General features: G+C 69.8%; 15 protein-coding genes. 10 read left to right on the forward strand and 5 right to left on the reverse strand.

Annotated elements, in window-relative coordinates:
* Nucleotides 1-91: 91 nt before the first annotated feature.
* Complete coding sequence (locus tag P2Q00_RS03560) at nucleotides 92-1,252, forward strand: acyltransferase family protein (protein WP_275769315.1); 1,161 nt, start codon at nucleotides 92-94, stop codon at nucleotides 1,250-1,252.
* Nucleotides 1,253-1,390: 138 nt separating this feature from the next.
* Here P2Q00_RS03560 and P2Q00_RS03565 read toward each other — a convergent pair whose 3' ends face one another.
* From P2Q00_RS03565 to nac, 3 genes are all read right to left on the reverse strand, one after another.
* On the reverse strand, nucleotides 1,391-1,918 hold the full coding sequence (locus P2Q00_RS03565; RefSeq protein WP_275769317.1) for an STM3941 family protein: 528 nt from the start codon (nucleotides 1,916-1,918) through the stop codon (nucleotides 1,391-1,393).
* A gap of 101 nt (nucleotides 1,919-2,019) precedes the next feature.
* The gene (locus P2Q00_RS03570; protein ID WP_275769319.1) at nucleotides 2,020-2,979 is read right to left on the reverse strand and encodes a 2-hydroxyacid dehydrogenase; all 960 of its coding nucleotides are present in this window, start codon (nucleotides 2,977-2,979) and stop codon (nucleotides 2,020-2,022) included.
* A gap of 94 nt (nucleotides 2,980-3,073) precedes the next feature.
* Nucleotides 3,074-3,982 (reverse strand): nitrogen assimilation transcriptional regulator NAC, encoded by a 909-nt coding sequence (gene nac, locus P2Q00_RS03575; RefSeq protein WP_275769321.1) that lies wholly within the window; start codon nucleotides 3,980-3,982, stop codon nucleotides 3,074-3,076.
* 276 nt (nucleotides 3,983-4,258) lie between these two features.
* On the opposite strand from nac, the gene P2Q00_RS03580 reads away from it, so the two are divergent.
* The 8 genes from P2Q00_RS03580 (at nucleotide 4,259) to P2Q00_RS03615 (ending at nucleotide 12,394) form a co-directional block, all read left to right on the forward strand.
* On the forward strand, nucleotides 4,259-5,065 hold the full coding sequence (locus P2Q00_RS03580; RefSeq protein WP_275769324.1) for a LamB/YcsF family protein: 807 nt from the start codon (nucleotides 4,259-4,261) through the stop codon (nucleotides 5,063-5,065).
* The gene (locus P2Q00_RS03585; protein WP_275769325.1) at nucleotides 5,058-5,798 is read left to right on the forward strand and encodes a 5-oxoprolinase subunit B family protein; all 741 of its coding nucleotides are present in this window, start codon (nucleotides 5,058-5,060) and stop codon (nucleotides 5,796-5,798) included. Before P2Q00_RS03580 ends, P2Q00_RS03585 begins: the two co-directional genes overlap by 8 nt.
* A complete protein-coding gene (locus P2Q00_RS03590; protein WP_275769327.1) occupies nucleotides 5,791-6,774 on the forward strand; it encodes a 5-oxoprolinase subunit C family protein in 984 nt (327 codons plus the stop codon). Before P2Q00_RS03585 ends, P2Q00_RS03590 begins: the two co-directional genes overlap by 8 nt.
* A gap of 107 nt (nucleotides 6,775-6,881) precedes the next feature.
* On the forward strand, nucleotides 6,882-8,201 hold the full coding sequence (locus tag P2Q00_RS03595; RefSeq protein WP_275769328.1) for an MFS transporter: 1,320 nt from the start codon (nucleotides 6,882-6,884) through the stop codon (nucleotides 8,199-8,201).
* Between the two features lie 35 nt (nucleotides 8,202-8,236).
* Nucleotides 8,237-8,980, forward strand: coding sequence for an SDR family oxidoreductase (locus P2Q00_RS03600; protein ID WP_275769329.1), 744 nt, complete (start codon nucleotides 8,237-8,239; stop codon nucleotides 8,978-8,980).
* Nucleotides 8,980-10,179, forward strand: a complete 1,200-nt coding sequence (locus P2Q00_RS03605; RefSeq protein WP_275769330.1) for an aspartate transaminase — start codon at nucleotides 8,980-8,982, stop codon at nucleotides 10,177-10,179. The genes P2Q00_RS03600 and P2Q00_RS03605 overlap by 1 nt, the downstream gene beginning before the upstream one ends.
* A gap of 9 nt (nucleotides 10,180-10,188) precedes the next feature.
* Complete coding sequence (locus tag P2Q00_RS03610) at nucleotides 10,189-10,863, forward strand: 4-carboxy-4-hydroxy-2-oxoadipate aldolase/oxaloacetate decarboxylase (protein ID WP_275769333.1); 675 nt, start codon at nucleotides 10,189-10,191, stop codon at nucleotides 10,861-10,863.
* 79 nt (nucleotides 10,864-10,942) lie between these two features.
* On the forward strand, nucleotides 10,943-12,394 hold the full coding sequence (locus P2Q00_RS03615; RefSeq protein ID WP_275769513.1) for an amidase: 1,452 nt from the start codon (nucleotides 10,943-10,945) through the stop codon (nucleotides 12,392-12,394).
* Between the two features lie 41 nt (nucleotides 12,395-12,435).
* Here the strand turns inward: P2Q00_RS03615 and P2Q00_RS03620 are convergent, their stop codons facing one another.
* Nucleotides 12,436-12,903, reverse strand: a complete 468-nt coding sequence (locus tag P2Q00_RS03620; RefSeq protein WP_275769334.1) for a winged helix-turn-helix transcriptional regulator — start codon at nucleotides 12,901-12,903, stop codon at nucleotides 12,436-12,438.
* A gap of 110 nt (nucleotides 12,904-13,013) precedes the next feature.
* On the opposite strand from P2Q00_RS03620, the gene P2Q00_RS03625 reads away from it, so the two are divergent.
* On the forward strand, nucleotides 13,014-13,508 hold the full coding sequence (locus P2Q00_RS03625) for a PaaI family thioesterase (RefSeq protein WP_275769336.1): 495 nt from the start codon (nucleotides 13,014-13,016) through the stop codon (nucleotides 13,506-13,508).
* Between the two features lie 19 nt (nucleotides 13,509-13,527).
* On the opposite strand, the gene P2Q00_RS03630 is transcribed toward P2Q00_RS03625, so the two are convergent.
* Entirely contained in the window at nucleotides 13,528-14,223 is a 696-nt protein-coding gene (locus P2Q00_RS03630; protein ID WP_275769337.1) for a GntR family transcriptional regulator, read from the reverse strand.
* Nucleotides 14,224-14,388: the final 165 nt, after the last annotated feature.

The raw sequence follows: 14,388 nt of genomic DNA on the forward strand, positions 1-14,388 counted from the left end.
TACGCGAGTGATTGAAAGGTGCTGAACGGGCAACGTTCCCCTTCATGCTCCATTTCAAGCCCAGCACCTACAGTCCCCAGCAGGTGATTCGATGACGACGGCGACCAGGGCGCCCCGGTCGCCGTCCGCCACCGCACCCCCCGCCTCCACCAAGAGCGCCCCGACCGCTCCGGCGCCCTCGCTGCCGTCCCTCACCGGGCTGAGATGGATTGCCGCGCTGCTGGTCTTCGGACTGCACGTGCACAACTTCCACTATTTCGACGGCAGGGCCGGCTCCCTCGTCAACTGGGCGTTCGGCGCCGGCGCCACCGGGGTGTCGTTCTTCTTCGTGCTGTCCGGGTTCGTCCTGACCTGGTCCGCCCGGCCGGGCGACCGCGCGCCCGCCTTCTGGCGCCGCCGCATCGCCCGCATCCTGCCGGTGCACCTGGTCACCGCCGCCATCGCGCTGCTCATGGCCTACACGCTGGCGCATCAGTCGAAGCCGACCCTGAGCCAGGGGCTGGCCAATGTCCTGCTGGTGCATTCCTGGTGGCGCCCCTGGTGGCAGACGCTGGACCCGGTCAGCTGGTCACTGGCCTGCGAGGCTTTCTTCTACGCCGTCTTCCCGCTGCTGGCGCTGCTTCTGCGCCGTCTCGGCGCCCGGGGGTCGGCGGCGCTCGCCGGGGTGTCGGTGCTGGCGGTCCTGGCACTGGCGTGGGTGGACGCGCACCACTGGCTGGACCAGCCGATCGCGTCCCTCCCCGCCGCACGGCTGCCCGAGTTCGTCCTGGGCGTCGCCGTCGCCCGGCTGGTGCTGCTCGACCGGTGGCGCGGACCCGGCCTGGAGGCCTCGCTCGCCCTCGCGATCATCGGCTACTTCCTCGTCCCGCAGGTCACCGACGGCTACGCGCCCACCACCTGCACCGTCGTCGGCTTCGCCCTGCTCATCGCGGCGGCGGCCGTCGCGGATCTGCACGGTCTGCCCTCGATGTGGCGCCACCGGCGACTGGTACGGCTGGGGGAGCTCTCCTTCGCCTTCTACATGGTCCACCTGCTCGTACTGCGGGCCGGGACCAACCTCCTCGGCACGAAACCGCTCTACGGCCCGACGGCGGGGCTGGCCGTGACCACCGTCGCCTTCGCCGTGTCCCTCGGCCTGTCCTGGGTCCTGTACGAGGCGGTGGAACGCCCCGCGAGACGGCTGCTGCTGCGCCGCCGCCGCTCCGCCGAGCGCCGGCCGGTGGTCCGGCAGCCGGACGGCCAGGACGCCTAGCGCGCGTCTCTCCGATGCGCTGACCAGTTGATCGAATCGGCCTGTCCGACTACTGATCACTGCTGCTGTGTGGGACCGGATCTTGCCGCTGATGCCGGCCGATCCGGTCCGCGGGCGGCGGTCGGCCGACGGGCGCGCTCAGTGCTGTACTGCAAGTCCGGGGCAGTGACGCCGCATCGCGTCCAGGACCGCCTCAGGCGGCACCGGCAGGGTGTTTGTGGCCATGTTGGCCGGACCGAAGCCGAGTCGTGCGTTCATGGACGCGGTGCTGCGGACGAGCCTGGGTGCTCGAGCCAGATAGGCGTCCGGATCATGCAGCACCAGCTCGATGAACCACTGCGAGGCGTTACGTACCCGCTGCTCGCGCATCCGCACGGCGGCTATCTCGTCCCAGCCGAACCGGCCCAGCCGCACGTGGTCCACTCCCGCGTCGTCCAGCACCAACTCCGGTCGGGCGCGGAGCAGGCGCTGGATGATGAGCACCGAGCAGAACCCGAAGAAGGGCACGGCCAGCGCCCCTGCCACCGTCATCTTCAGGGTGCTGTGGGCGACCAGGAAAACAATGCCCACAGCGACGAAGACCAAAGAGCCGGCCAGCATGGCCCACACACGTCCCTTGGCGAGCGGGTAGACCGTCGGGGGCAGCGGAACGCCGTTTCTGATCACGGGCTCAGACGATAGGACCAGAGCCCTCGTCGGCGGAAGCCTTTTCGCTGTCGCGCACGCCTGGGTCTGATGGCCGGTCTGTTGCTGCCGCACTACGCGTCTCAGGCGAGGCCCCGCCCGCCCGGCGCTGCCGCGCTGCCCGGCAGCGGGGTTCTGGCCGGGCGGCCGGCGAGCACCTGGAGGATGTTGTCGACCGCGAGGTCCACCATGGCGGCCCGGGTCGCCTCGGTGGCCGAGCCGATGTGGGGGAGCGTCACCACACGGGGGTCGCCGACCAGCGGTGACAGCTCGGTGCCCATCGGTTCGCGCTCGAAGACGTCCAGCCCCGCTGAGTGGATGACTCCGTCGTGCAGGGCCTTCAGGAGCGCGTCCTCGTCGACGACGCCGCCGCGTGAGGTGCTGACCAGCGTGGCGGTGGGCTTCATGGCGGCCAGTTCGGCGGCGCCGATGAGGAGGCGGGTCCCCGGGGTGAGGGGGACGTGCAGCGAGACCACGTCGGACTCGGCGAGCAGCGTGGGCAGGTCCACGGCGGTGGAGAGGGCGTCGGCGGGGGCGTACGGGTCGTGGTGCAGCAGCCGCATGCCGAAGCCCTGGGCCCGGCGGGCCACCGCTCGGCCGATCTGGCCGTAGCCGACCAGGCCCAGTGTCGCGCCGTGCACGTCCAGGCCCAGGTAGTCGCCCATCCGGAACATGTCCCACTGCCCGGCGGCCAGCGAGTCGCGGGCCGCGCCCAGCCGCCTGCGGGCCATGAGGACGAGGGCGAAGGTCAGATCGGCGGTGGTCTCGGCGAGCACGCCCGGGGTGTGCGTGACGACGACACCGCGCTCGGCCGCCGCCTCCTGGTCGACCGCGTCGTACCCCATGCTCGCCAGCGCCACGACCCGCAGCGAAGGACCTGCGGCGTCCAGCAGCGCGGCGTCCACCCGGTCGTTGCCGAGCGCCAGGATCCCGCTCACGCCGCCTACCACCGGACCGGGACCTACGACATCCGCGTGGGACGCCAGGCGGGTCAGGCCCCCGCCGGGAAGGCTCACACGGGTGACGAGCACACGCTGCCGCATCTGTTTCTCCTGTTGCCTTCCGCGCCGTACGAATTGAATGACGGCGATTGGCGCAAACGTTAGGCAGCGCACTGCAGGGCAACAAATAGAAGTTTTACGTGACGCTATCGAGAATGCGTATCTGTTCGTGAAACAGGTCGTGCACCGCGAGCGCCGGCTCCGACAGCGGCTGGCTGTCCGACGTGCACAGCGACAGCTTGACCGGGATGGCCGGGTCGACGATCCGCCGTACCACCAGATTCCGTACGTCGAGGATCGCGCGCGCCGCCGACCGGGGCAGGACCGTCGCCCCGAGGTCGGCGCCGACCGCGCTGACCAGGGTCAGCACCGACTCGATCTCGCCGATCACCCGCGGCTTCATCGACGCCTGCTGGAAGGCGCCCTCGACGACCTGCCGGATGGTGTGGATACGGCTGGGCAGCAGCAGGCCCACATCGGCCAGCGCCTCCAGGGGGACGTCGCCCTCTCCGGGCGGCGCGGCCGAGCCGGGCGCGGCGATCAGGAACAGGTCCTCGGTGCGCAGCGGTTCGAACTGCACCCCGCGCAGCGGACCGGCGCCGTAGATGAACGCCATGTCCATGCGGCCCGTCATGATCGCCTCGCTGATGACGCCGCCGAAGTTCTCGTTGATGTGCAGCAGGATGTCGGGGTACCGCTTGCGCACGCTCCTGAGCAGCGGCAGCGCGAGGGCCGCGCCCATGCTGTACGGGGCCAGGCCCACCGAGACGTTGCCCGCAGGCGCCCGGCCGGAGACGTCGACCGCCGCGTGGGCGAGCTCGACCTGGCGCAGGATGAGCTGCGCGTGCCGGTACAGCGCGCGGCCGGCCTCGGTCGGGGCGACCCCGCGCTTGCTGCGGATCAGCAGCTGCTGTTTGAACTGGGCTTCCAGCGCCGAGAGTTGCTGGCTGAGCGCGGGCTGCGCGATATGCAGGATGTCGGCCGCGCGCGTGATGCTCCCGGCATCCACGATCTTGACGAACGAGTAGAGACGCCTGGTGTCCATGCGCGGCCTTCCATCTGGAGCGGTGCCTCATCGTAGGGGCCGGACCGCCGGACCGGCCCTCGCAGTGGTGACGCGGGTCATATCCAGCGGTGATTACGTCACGCAGAATGCATATTTGCCGCCACGTCCCGTTGGGATTACGTTCACCGAAACGCAGATTTCCGGCCGCCCGTCCGGGAAGTCCGCGCATATTATGCCGGGCAGCCCCCGCGCGTTACGAATGAATTTCCGACGGCCTTGCAGGCGCCGTTCCCTTCCTTTTTCTGGAGGAAACCCATGACCCACACGGTCGATCTCGTGGCCGACCTCGGCGAGGGTTTCGGCGCCTACACCATGGGCGATGACGAGGCGCTCCTCGATGTGCTGACCTCGGCCAATATCGCGTGTGGATTTCACGCCGGCGACCCGCGGATCATGGACGCCACCGTCCGCCACTGCGTACGGCGCGGTGTCGCCGTGGGCGCGCACCCCAGCTTTCCCGATCTCGTCGGGTTCGGCCGCCGCGCGATGGACCTGTCCCCGGACGAGGTCCGCACCGACATGCTCTATCAGATCGGTGCGCTGCAGGCCTTCGCGGCAGCGCACGGCACGCGCGTACAGCACATGGCCCCGCACGGACGGCTCGGCAACCTGGTCGCGGTCCGCCCGGACTACGCGGCCGCGGTGGCCGACGCCGTCGCCTCTTTCGACCCCTCGCTGATCGTGCTCGCCCAGGACGGCGAACTCGCCGACGCGGCACGCGCGCGTGGCCTGCGCGTCGGCATCGTCGGGATCGCCGACCGGGCCTACCGCGACGACGGCACGCTGGTGCCGAGGAGCGAGCCCGGCGCCGTCCTCCACGACGAGCAGGAGATCGCCGAGCGGACCGTACGGATGGTCACCGACGGCGTCATCCGCAGCGTCGGCGGCCAGGACCTCCCCGTCCGCTGCGACACCGTACTGCTGCACGGCGACACCCCGGGAGCCATCGCCCTCGCCCACCGCATCCGCGAGGAACTGCTCGCCGCCGACATCAAGATCACGGCACTCTCCGACGTCCTGGACGGCCGGGATGCCGACGTATCGGAGGGCCGGGATGTCTGACACGGACGCGATGCCTGAAACGAACAGCGGCGTCGTGATCGTCGACTGCGGAGACTCGGCCGTCGTGGCCCGCGCCGTGAGCGGCGACGCACAGCGCGACTGGCAGCTCGTGCACGCCCTCGCCGACGCCTTCGACGCGGTCCGGCCGGACGGGGTGCACGGCATCGTGCCCACATACGACGCGCTGCTCGTCGAGTTCGACTGCGCGGATACCGACCACGAGACGGTACGACGAGTGCTGCGGCGCGAGGTCGACCGGCTCGGCGAGCGGCCCGAACGGGCCGTCGCGGCACGGCGATTCGTGGTTCCCGTGGTCTACGGGGGTGACCACGGCCCCGATCTGCCCGTCGTGGCCCAGCAGTTGGGGCTCAGCGAGCAAGAGGTCGTGGAGCTGCACTCCGGTGCCGACCTGACCGTCCGATGTCTCGGCGCACCGGCGGGCGCCCCGATGATGGACGGCCCGGCGTTCCCGAAACCCGTTCCCCGCCTGGCCTCGCCACGCACGCGCGTCCTGCCCGGATCGGTCGCGGTGGCGGGCCGGCAGGCGGTCATCTGCCCGATGCCGTCGCCCGGCGGCTGGCCGCTCCTGGGCCGTACCCCGCTGTCCGTGCTCGACCTCGACGCCGACCCGCTGACCCCGTACCGGCCCGGCGACACCTTCCGCTTCCGGCCGATCACCCCCGACGAGTGGGACGACCACGTCGGCGTACCCCTGGCGGCGGCCCATGGCTGACACCGTCACCATTCAACGGGCCGGACTGGCCACCGTGCAGGACCTCGGCCGCTTCGGACGCTCGCGCTACGGCCTTCCCGTCAACGGCGCCCTCGACCAGCACTCCGCCCGCGTGGCGAACGTACTGTGCGGAAACGACGAGGGCGCACCGCTGATCGAGATCACCGCCCTGGACTTCGGCTGCACCCCCTCGACCGATGTGCTCGTGGCCGTGACCGGCGCACCCGCGGACCTGACCGTGGACGGCGTCGCCCGCCCCCGGTGGGAGCCCGTCTCCGTGCGCTCCGGCCAGACGATCCGCATCACCGGCATCCGGCTCGGCATCCGCGTCTACCTGGCCGTGCTCGGTTCCCTCAACGCCCCGATGCTGCAAGGCAGTTGTGCACCCGACACCATCCTCGGCTTCGGCCACACCCTGAGTGACGGCGACGAAGTCGGCCTACGCACCCCCTGCCCGCCCCTCGACCACCCGCACTTCAGCCTCCCGCTGTTCCGACTGAAGGCCCCGGTCCCGCGCTTCCACGACTCGTGCGCGACGATCGACGTCACGGACGGCCCGGACCGCGCCGAGTTCGGCGACACCGCCGAGCGGCTCTTCCGGTCCCCGTACACCGTCAGCGCGCAGAGCAACCACATCGGGCTGCGTCTTGGCGGCGACGTACCGCGGCGGGTGGCGACCGGTGAGGTGCTCTCCCGCGGTGTCCCCGTCGGTGCCGTGGAGGTCCCTGCCGGAGACGAGCTGCTCGTCCTGCACCGCGGCCGCGGTGTGACCGCCGGCTACCCGGTCCTCGCGGTCGTCACGGCGACCGGTCTGTCCGCACTGGGGCAGGTCCGGCCGGGCCAGTCGCTGCGCTTCCGGCGCCGCAGCATCAGCGAGGCGGTGACCGCCCACCGCGCCCAACGCCACGCCGTCGACGCCCTCAAGGCACGCGTACGCACGGTCTTCGAGGCCCTGCGCATCCCCGTCCCTCCATAAACCCGACGACATCCCCGTCCCCCGTCACCCGCACCACCCCCTGGATCAGACACCCGCACCGAGCCGTGAGCACCCCCTCCCCGTCCCACCTCCAGACAGGAGACGCCATGAGTACCGTGGCCGCCGCTCAGCCGGTACCCAACACAGTCGACCCGAGAACAGCCAGGAAAGTCACCCTCGCCGGCTGCGTCGGCATCTTCGCCGAGCTGTACGACAACGGCATCTTCGGCTTCATGGCCGGCACCCTGGCCGCGGTCTTCTTCCCCGGCTCGGACAATGCGACCGCCGTCCAGTTCGTCTTCATCGGCTACGCCGTCTCGTTCTTCTTCCGCCCGCTCGGCGGCATCATCTGCGGCCACCTCGGCGACCGCATCGGCCGCCAGCGCATGCTCGTCTTCGTCATCATGCTGATCAGTGTCGCGACCGCGGCCATCGGCATCCTGCCCTCGCACGCGAGCATCGGCGTCGCGGCACCCGTCCTGCTCATCCTGCTGCGCGTCGCGCAGGGCTTCTCCGTCGGCGGCGAGGCCTCCGGTGCGATGAGCTTCCTCGCCGAGCACGCCCCCGAGGGCAAGCGCGGCCAGTACACCAGCTACGCCCAGATCGCCTCGTTCCTGTCCCTGCTCACCGGCACGCTGATCGCCGCCGCCATGACCAGCGGCCTCGGCGCCGACCGCATGGAGGCGTGGGGCTGGCGCATCCCGTTCCTGCTCGCGATCCCGCTCGGCATCACCGGCATCTACATCCGCAAGCGGATCAGCGACACCCCCAACTTCACCCGTCTGCAAGAAGGCGGCGGCCTCGCGAAGAACCCCCTCAAGGAGGCCTTCTCCTCCGCCGAACACCGCCGCGCGATGCTGCTCGCCCTGTTCATCCCACTGATGAACGGCTCCGGCTACTACGTCCTGTTCAGCTACATGCCGACCTTCATGAACACCGAACTGCACTTCAGCAAGGTGCAGGGCCTGCTGGTCACCGCGACCAGCCTGGTGGCCATCTCCCTCGCGATCCCCTACATGGGCCGCCTCTCCGACCGTATCGGCCGCAAGAAGGTCCTCGCGGGTGCCGCAATCGCCATGGCCATAGCGGGAGTTCCCTGCTACCTGCTCATCGGCACCGGCAGCGTCCCGCTCGCGATCCTCGGCGCCTGCGTGATGGCGGTCATCTTCGCCGGGCACACCGGCGTCATCCACATCCTGCTCGTCGAGCTCTTCCCCACCCGTGTCCGCTACTCCGCCTACGGCCTGGGCTACAACGTCTCCGCCGCCCTCTTCGGCGGCACGGCACCCCTGCTGATGACGTACCTGATCGACAAGACCGGCAACACCAACATGCCTGCCTTCTACGCCGTCGTCACCGCCCTCGGCACGCTGCTCGCCGTGTCCCGGGTGCAGGACAGGGCACATCTGCCGCTGCGCGACGCGTAACCAACCCCCCTCAACCCGGTAGGAGACACACCCCCATGCCCTTTTCCGACTACAGGACTGCCCTGGTCACCGGTGCCTCCACCGGAATCGGAGCAGTGGTCGTCGAACGGCTCGCCAAACAAGGGCTCCAGGTCCATGCCATCGCCCGTAACGCCGAGCGGCTCGACGACCTCGCCCGGCGCACGGGCTGCACCCCGCACTCCGTCGACATCACCGACACCGCGGCCCTGACCGAGACCGTGCGGGACCTCGACATCGACGTCCTCGTCAACAACGCCGGGGTCTCCCGCACCGGAAACATCCTCACCGCCGACGAGTTCGCCGTCGACGAGCAGATCGCCGTCAACATCCAGGCCGTACTGCACCTCGTACGTCTGCTCATGCCAGGGATGGTCGAGCGCGACCGCGGCCACATCGTCAACATCAGCTCGATCGCCGGGATCTACAACTTCGGCGGCAACACGATCTACCACGCCACCAAGGCGGCCGTGCACACGCTCTCCCGCCAGCTCCGGGTCGACGGGTACGGCCGTCGTATCCGGGTCACCGAGATCTGCCCGGGCCGGGTGGAGACGGAGATCTTCGGCCGTCTCCTCGGCGACATGGAGGAGGCCCAGCGCCAGTTCTACGACGGCTACGAGTCCCTGAAGCCCGAGGATATCGCCGATGCCATCGAGTTCGCGGTCGGCTCCCCGCGGCACGTGAACATCGGCCATGTGGAGATCCTGCCGACCTTCCAGGTGCCGGGCGGCCTCAACTTCGAGAGGCGGGCCGACTGATGACGACCGCTCAGCGCGTACGGCGCATCAAGCCGTCCCCGAGCACCGCGGCCGCCCAGCGCGTCCGTGAACTCAAGGCCCAGGGCCTCGCCATCCTCGACCTCACCGTGGGCGAGCCCGACTTCGACACCCCAGACCATGTGAAGGCCGCCGCGATCCAGGCGATCCGGCAGGGCGACACGAAGTACACCCCGGTCAACGGCACCCCTCAACTGCGAGCCGCCATCGCGCAGAAGCTCAAGGAGCGCCACGGACTCGACATTCCGGCCGGCCGGATCGCGGTCGGCGGGGGAGCGAAGCAGGTCATCTTCCTCGCGCTGATGGCCACCCTGGACGCGGGCGACGAGGTGATCATCCCGGCCCCGTACTGGGTGTCGTACCCGGACATGGTTCTCGCCAACGACGGCACACCGCTCGTCGTCGACTGCCCGGAGGAGGACGGCTTCAAGCTCACCCCGCAGCGGCTGGAGTCGGCGATCACCGACCGCACCCGCTGGGTGATCCTCAACGCCCCGAGCAACCCCACCGGGGCCGCCTACACCACCGCCGAACTCAAGGCCCTGGCCGAGGTGTTGCTCGCCCACCCGCACGTCCATGTCCTCACGGACGAGATCTACGACGAGATCTGGTACGAGCCGGGCGAGGTCCCCAGCCTCGCCGCCGTCGAACCCCGCCTCAACGACCGGGTGTTCCTCACCAACGGCGTCTCCAAGACCTACGCGATGACCGGCTGGCGCATCGGCTACGGCGCCGGCCCCGCCGAGCTGGTCACTGCCGTCAACGCCCTCCAGTCGCAGATCTCCTCCTGCCCGTCGTCCATCAGCCAGGCCGCGGCAGCCGCCGCACTCACCGGCGACCAGACCTTCGTACGCGAGTGCGTCGCCGCCTACCGCGGGCGCCGCGACCTGACGGTGAAACTCGTCAACGACATCCCCGGCCTGTCCTGCACACCACCCAGCGGCGGCTTCTACGCCTTCGTCAACTGCACGGGCGTACAAGGCAAACGGACCCCGGCGGGCGAGGAGATCCGCACCGACGAGGACTTTGCCCGGTACCTGCTGGACTCGGAGCAGATCGCGGTGATCCACGGTGCGGCCTACGGCTCGCCGGGCTATTTCCGTATCTCCTTCGCCACCTCGACCGACGTCCTGACCGAAGCATGCGAGCGCATGGCCCGCGCGTGCGCGGCCCTGCGCTGAAGGAGCAACATGATCCGCGTCAACACCAAGTTCGACCGTCCCGCCCCGGCACTCGTCGAGCAACTCGGCAAGTACTCCGCCGCCACCATCCACGAGGCACAGGGCCGCCTCGGCGCCCTCGACTCGATGATCAAGCCGGTCGACCCCGCGATGTCCCTGTGCGGCCCGGCCTTCACGGTGCGCTGCGCTCCCCGCGACAACATCATGCTGCAGGTCGCCATCGCCCACGCCCAGCCGGGCGACGTCATCGTGGTCTCCGCCGGCGAGTACGCGGAAGCCGGTTCCTTCGGTGACGTCCTCGCCAACGCGTGTGTCGCCAAGGGCCTGGGCGGCCTCGTCACCGACACCGGCGTCCGCGACACCCGGGAACTCCGCGAACTCGGCTTCCCCGTCTTCTCGTTCAGCGTCTGCATGAAGGGCACCGTCAAGGAGACGGTCGGCCCGATGGCCGAACCGGTGCTCATCGGCGGCGAGATCGTCAACCCGGGAGACGTGGTCCGCGCCGACGCCGACGGTGTGGTGGTGGTACGGCGCGACGACGTGGCGGAGGTGATCAGCAAGTCCCAGGCGCGTGTCGAGGCCGAGGACGCCTACATCGCCGCCTACCGCTCCGGGAAGAGCGTGATCGAGGTCAGCAACCTCGCCGCCGTGCTGGAGGCGAAGGGGCTGGTCATCGACAGCTAGCTACTGAACTTGAGACATCAACCCCGTTGCGCGAAGCGGCATTTCATGGCCTCTCCCAGTGGCCGATACGGTCGGATTCATGGAGTGGAATTTTCAGACGGCCGAAGAACTCGCTACCGCCTTGCGCGCCGGTGAAGTGACCTCGGCGGAACTGACCGACGCGGCGATCACCCGTATCGAGCGGGACGACAAGGCGATCAACGCGATCTGTGTGCCGGACTTCGATCGTGCACGGGCCGCCGCGCGAGGTGCCGACCAGGCGCGCGCCCGCGGTGAGGACCGGCCGCTGCTCGGCATTCCGGTGACGGTCAAAGAGTCCTACAACATCGCCGGGCTGCCCACGACCTGGGGCATCCCGCTGCACCGGAACCACATGCCCGCCGAGGACGCGGTGCAGGTGTCGCGGCTCAAGGCCGCAGGCGCGGTGGTGCTCGGTAAGACCAACGTGCCCCTGGGACTGCACGATGTGCAGAGCTTCAACGAGATCTACGGCACCACCAACAATCCGTGGGATCACGCTCGCACGCCGGGTGGATCCTCCGGCGGATCAGCGGCGGCACTGGCGTCGGGATTCGGCGCGCTGTCCATCGGCTCCGACATCGGCGGTTCGTTGCGCACCCCCGCACATTTCTGCGGTGTCTACGCACACAAGCCGACGCTCGGGCTGGCGGCGAGCCGCGGTATGGTCCCGCCGCCCGCGCCGGCATTGCCGGCCGACGGTGACCTCGCCGTCGTCGGTCCGATGGCGCGCACTGCCCGCGACCTCGCGCTCCTGCTCGACGTAATGGCCGGACCGGACCCGCTGACGCTCGGTGTGGCACACGACTTGACGCTGCCGCCCGCGCGCCACGAGCAGCTCTGCGACTTCCGGGTCCTGGTCCTCGACGAGCATCCGCTCATTCCGACCGGGTCCGCCGTGCGGGCGGGCGTGAACCGGGTGGCCGACGCGCTCGTCGACGGCGGCGCCCGCGTCGAACGGCAGAGCCCGCTGCTGCCCGGTCTGACCGAAGCCGCGTTGATCTACACGCACTTGCTGTTTTCGAGCGTCACTGCACGTTTTCCCGTCGAAGCGTACGAGCAGCTGCGGACCCGGGCCGCCGGACTGAGCGCGGACGACCAGAGTCTCGATGCGGCGCGGCTGCGCGCCATGGTGTTCAGTCACCGCGACTGGATAGAGGCGAACACCCTTCGCGAGCTCCATCGCCACGGCTGGCGGCAGCTCTTCGCCGAGTTCGACGCGGTGGTGTGTCCCATCACGCCCACTCCCGCGTTCCCGCACGATCACAACCCCGATCCGAGAGAACGCCGGATCGACATCGACGGCGTCGGGTACCCGTACCTCGACCAGCTCGTCTGGGCCGGTCTGGCCACGATGCCCGGCCTGCCCGCCACTGCCATACCAGCAGGCCGGTCCCCCGAGGGTCTGCCCGTGGGCGTGCAGCTCATCGGTCCGATGTTCGAGGACCGCACCCCGCTGCGACTGGCCGAACTGCTCGAGCAGAAGATCGGCGGCTTCCAGGCGCCCAGGTAGGGCGTACTGCATGGGCAACATCCGCCGCTCGGCATCGGACACTAGGCCCGCGGGCGCGCCGCCGGCCCCGGCACCACTCTGACCTCCGTCGGGGAGAGCGCGGTGTGCTCGTCGGGGCACTCGACCACGACGCGCACCGGGGCGCCGCAGTCGCGGTGCCGGATCTCCAGGACCGGGCCCTCGGGATCGGCGACATACGTCTCGCCCCACTGCCGCAGCGCCACCAGGACGGGCCACAGATCGCGGCCCTTGGGGGTGAGGCGGTACTCGTTCCGGGTCCGGCTGCCGCGCTCCTGGTAGGGGACGGCGGCCAGGATCCCGGCCGCGACCAGTTTGCGCAGCCGGTCGGAGAGGACCGCCTCGGAGAGCCCCACATGGCGGCGGAAGTCGTCGAACCGGCGCACCCCGTTGAAGGCGTCGCGCAGGAGCAGCAGCGTCCACTTCTCGCCGACCAGGTCGAGGGTGCGCTGGACCGTGCAGTTCTCGGTGCTCATCTCGAGCCACTTCATGCCGTCATCGTAGGCCACCTGGCTTCGACATTGACAGTCAGCCGACGACGGAGCTAGCTTCAAGAAACAGAGTCAGAGGGCCCAGGAGGCCGAGGAGGAAGCGCAGCCGCATGGAACGCTCTCGTACGTACGACTGGGACGACCCCGCGATCTCGGCGGGCACGGTCGGGCAGGGCTCCGGCCTGCACTTCCTCCGTGAGATCCTCGCCGGCCGGCTGCCCGCGCCGCCGATCGCCGCCACCCTCGGCATGGACCTCGAAGAGGTCGACCACGGCCACGCCGTGTTCTCGCTGGTGCCGGGCGAGGAGCACTACAACCCGATCGGCAGCGTGCACGGCGGCATCTACGCGACGATGCTCGACTCGGCGGCCGGCTGCGCCGTCCAGTCCACCCTGCCGCAGGGCATGGCCTACACCTCGCTCGACCTGACGGTGAAGTTCCTGCGCCCGATCACGGCCGACACGGGCAAGGTCCGCGCCGTCGGCAGCGTCGTCAGCAGCGGCCGGCGCACCGCGCTCGCCCAGGCGCAGCTCTTCGACCCGGCGGACCGCCTGCTCGCGCACGCCACGAGCAGCTGCATGCTGTTCCCGGTGCCGGGCGCCTGAGGCCCGACTCCCGTACCTTTCAGCCCTGTTCCTGCCGGTCGTCCATGCCGGCCATCAGGGCCTGGTGGCTGCGGCGGACGTGTTCGCGCATCACGCGCTCCGCGCCGTCGCCGTCCTTGGCGAGGATCAGGTCGAGGACGCGGTGGTGCTCGTGGTCGGACTCGCTGAGCCGGCCCGGCTGGGCGAGTGATGTGCGCACCAGGCGCGCGTAGGCGAGCTGGTTCATGAGCGTGCGGTAGTGCGCATCGAGCTTGCTGTTGTCCGCTCCGGCGACGATCAGGTCGTGGAACTCGTGGACCAGCTTCGCGTACCGTTCGGCGTCGCCCGCGCGGACGGCCTCGTCGGCCTCGCGCATGTTCTCCGCCAGCCGCTCCACCTCGGGAACATTGCCCCGGAAGGCCAGCAGCCGGGCTGCCGCACCCTCCAGCAGCTCCTTCATCTGGAACAACTCGGTGATCTCGCGGCGCGACGGCACGGCGACGAAGGTGCCGACCCGGGGCCGCACCTCCACCAGCCCCTCGATCTGCAGCTGCTTCAGCGCCTCGCGGATGGGGGTGCGGCTGACGCCGAACGTCTCCGACAACGCCATCTCGGACAGGCTGGAGCGCGGCGGCAGCTCGCCACTGATGATCATCTGCCGCAGCTCTTCGGCGACCCTGGCCTGCATGCTGGTCTGCTGCAACGGCTTCCGTGCCCGTCCCGTGGGTTCTTGCATGGTACGTGAACGTAATGCGCGCGCCCGTGTGACGTCAACTGCACCCTGTGCCATGGCAGTGAGGCTAGGAGACTGAGTGAGGGGCGTCAATGGGTAACGCCCCGGAAACAAGTCTGACCTGTGAATTTGATCGCCGAGCCGGTAATCGCAAGGCTTTTTTGTGCG

This window comes from Streptomyces coacervatus, assembly GCF_029223485.1.
GTDB classification, from domain to species: domain Bacteria; phylum Actinomycetota; class Actinomycetes; order Streptomycetales; family Streptomycetaceae; genus Streptomyces; species Streptomyces coacervatus.

What these genes read in the sequence shown, in the direction of transcription:
- P2Q00_RS03630 (WP_275769337.1), bottom strand. Translation starts at nt 14,223, where the DNA reads ATGCAAGAACCCACGGGACGGGCACGGAAGCCGTTGCAGCAGACCAGC.
- P2Q00_RS03580 (WP_275769324.1), top strand. Translation starts at nt 4,259, where the DNA reads ATGACCCACACGGTCGATCTCGTGGCCGACCTCGGCGAGGGTTTCGGC.
- P2Q00_RS03605 (WP_275769330.1), top strand. Translation starts at nt 8,980, where the DNA reads ATGACGACCGCTCAGCGCGTACGGCGCATCAAGCCGTCCCCGAGCACC.
- P2Q00_RS03625 (WP_275769336.1), top strand. Translation starts at nt 13,014, where the DNA reads ATGGAACGCTCTCGTACGTACGACTGGGACGACCCCGCGATCTCGGCG.
- P2Q00_RS03585 (WP_275769325.1), top strand. Translation starts at nt 5,058, where the DNA reads ATGTCTGACACGGACGCGATGCCTGAAACGAACAGCGGCGTCGTGATC.
- P2Q00_RS03595 (WP_275769328.1), top strand. Translation starts at nt 6,882, where the DNA reads ATGAGTACCGTGGCCGCCGCTCAGCCGGTACCCAACACAGTCGACCCG.
- P2Q00_RS03620 (WP_275769334.1), bottom strand. Translation starts at nt 12,903, where the DNA reads ATGAAGTGGCTCGAGATGAGCACCGAGAACTGCACGGTCCAGCGCACC.
- P2Q00_RS03600 (WP_275769329.1), top strand. Translation starts at nt 8,237, where the DNA reads ATGCCCTTTTCCGACTACAGGACTGCCCTGGTCACCGGTGCCTCCACC.
- P2Q00_RS03570 (WP_275769319.1), bottom strand. Translation starts at nt 2,979, where the DNA reads ATGCGGCAGCGTGTGCTCGTCACCCGTGTGAGCCTTCCCGGCGGGGGC.
- P2Q00_RS03615 (WP_275769513.1), top strand. Translation starts at nt 10,943, where the DNA reads ATGGAGTGGAATTTTCAGACGGCCGAAGAACTCGCTACCGCCTTGCGC.
- P2Q00_RS03610 (WP_275769333.1), top strand. Translation starts at nt 10,189, where the DNA reads ATGATCCGCGTCAACACCAAGTTCGACCGTCCCGCCCCGGCACTCGTC.
- P2Q00_RS03590 (WP_275769327.1), top strand. Translation starts at nt 5,791, where the DNA reads ATGGCTGACACCGTCACCATTCAACGGGCCGGACTGGCCACCGTGCAG.
- P2Q00_RS03560 (WP_275769315.1), top strand. Translation starts at nt 92, where the DNA reads ATGACGACGGCGACCAGGGCGCCCCGGTCGCCGTCCGCCACCGCACCC.
- nac (WP_275769321.1), bottom strand. Translation starts at nt 3,982, where the DNA reads ATGGACACCAGGCGTCTCTACTCGTTCGTCAAGATCGTGGATGCCGGG.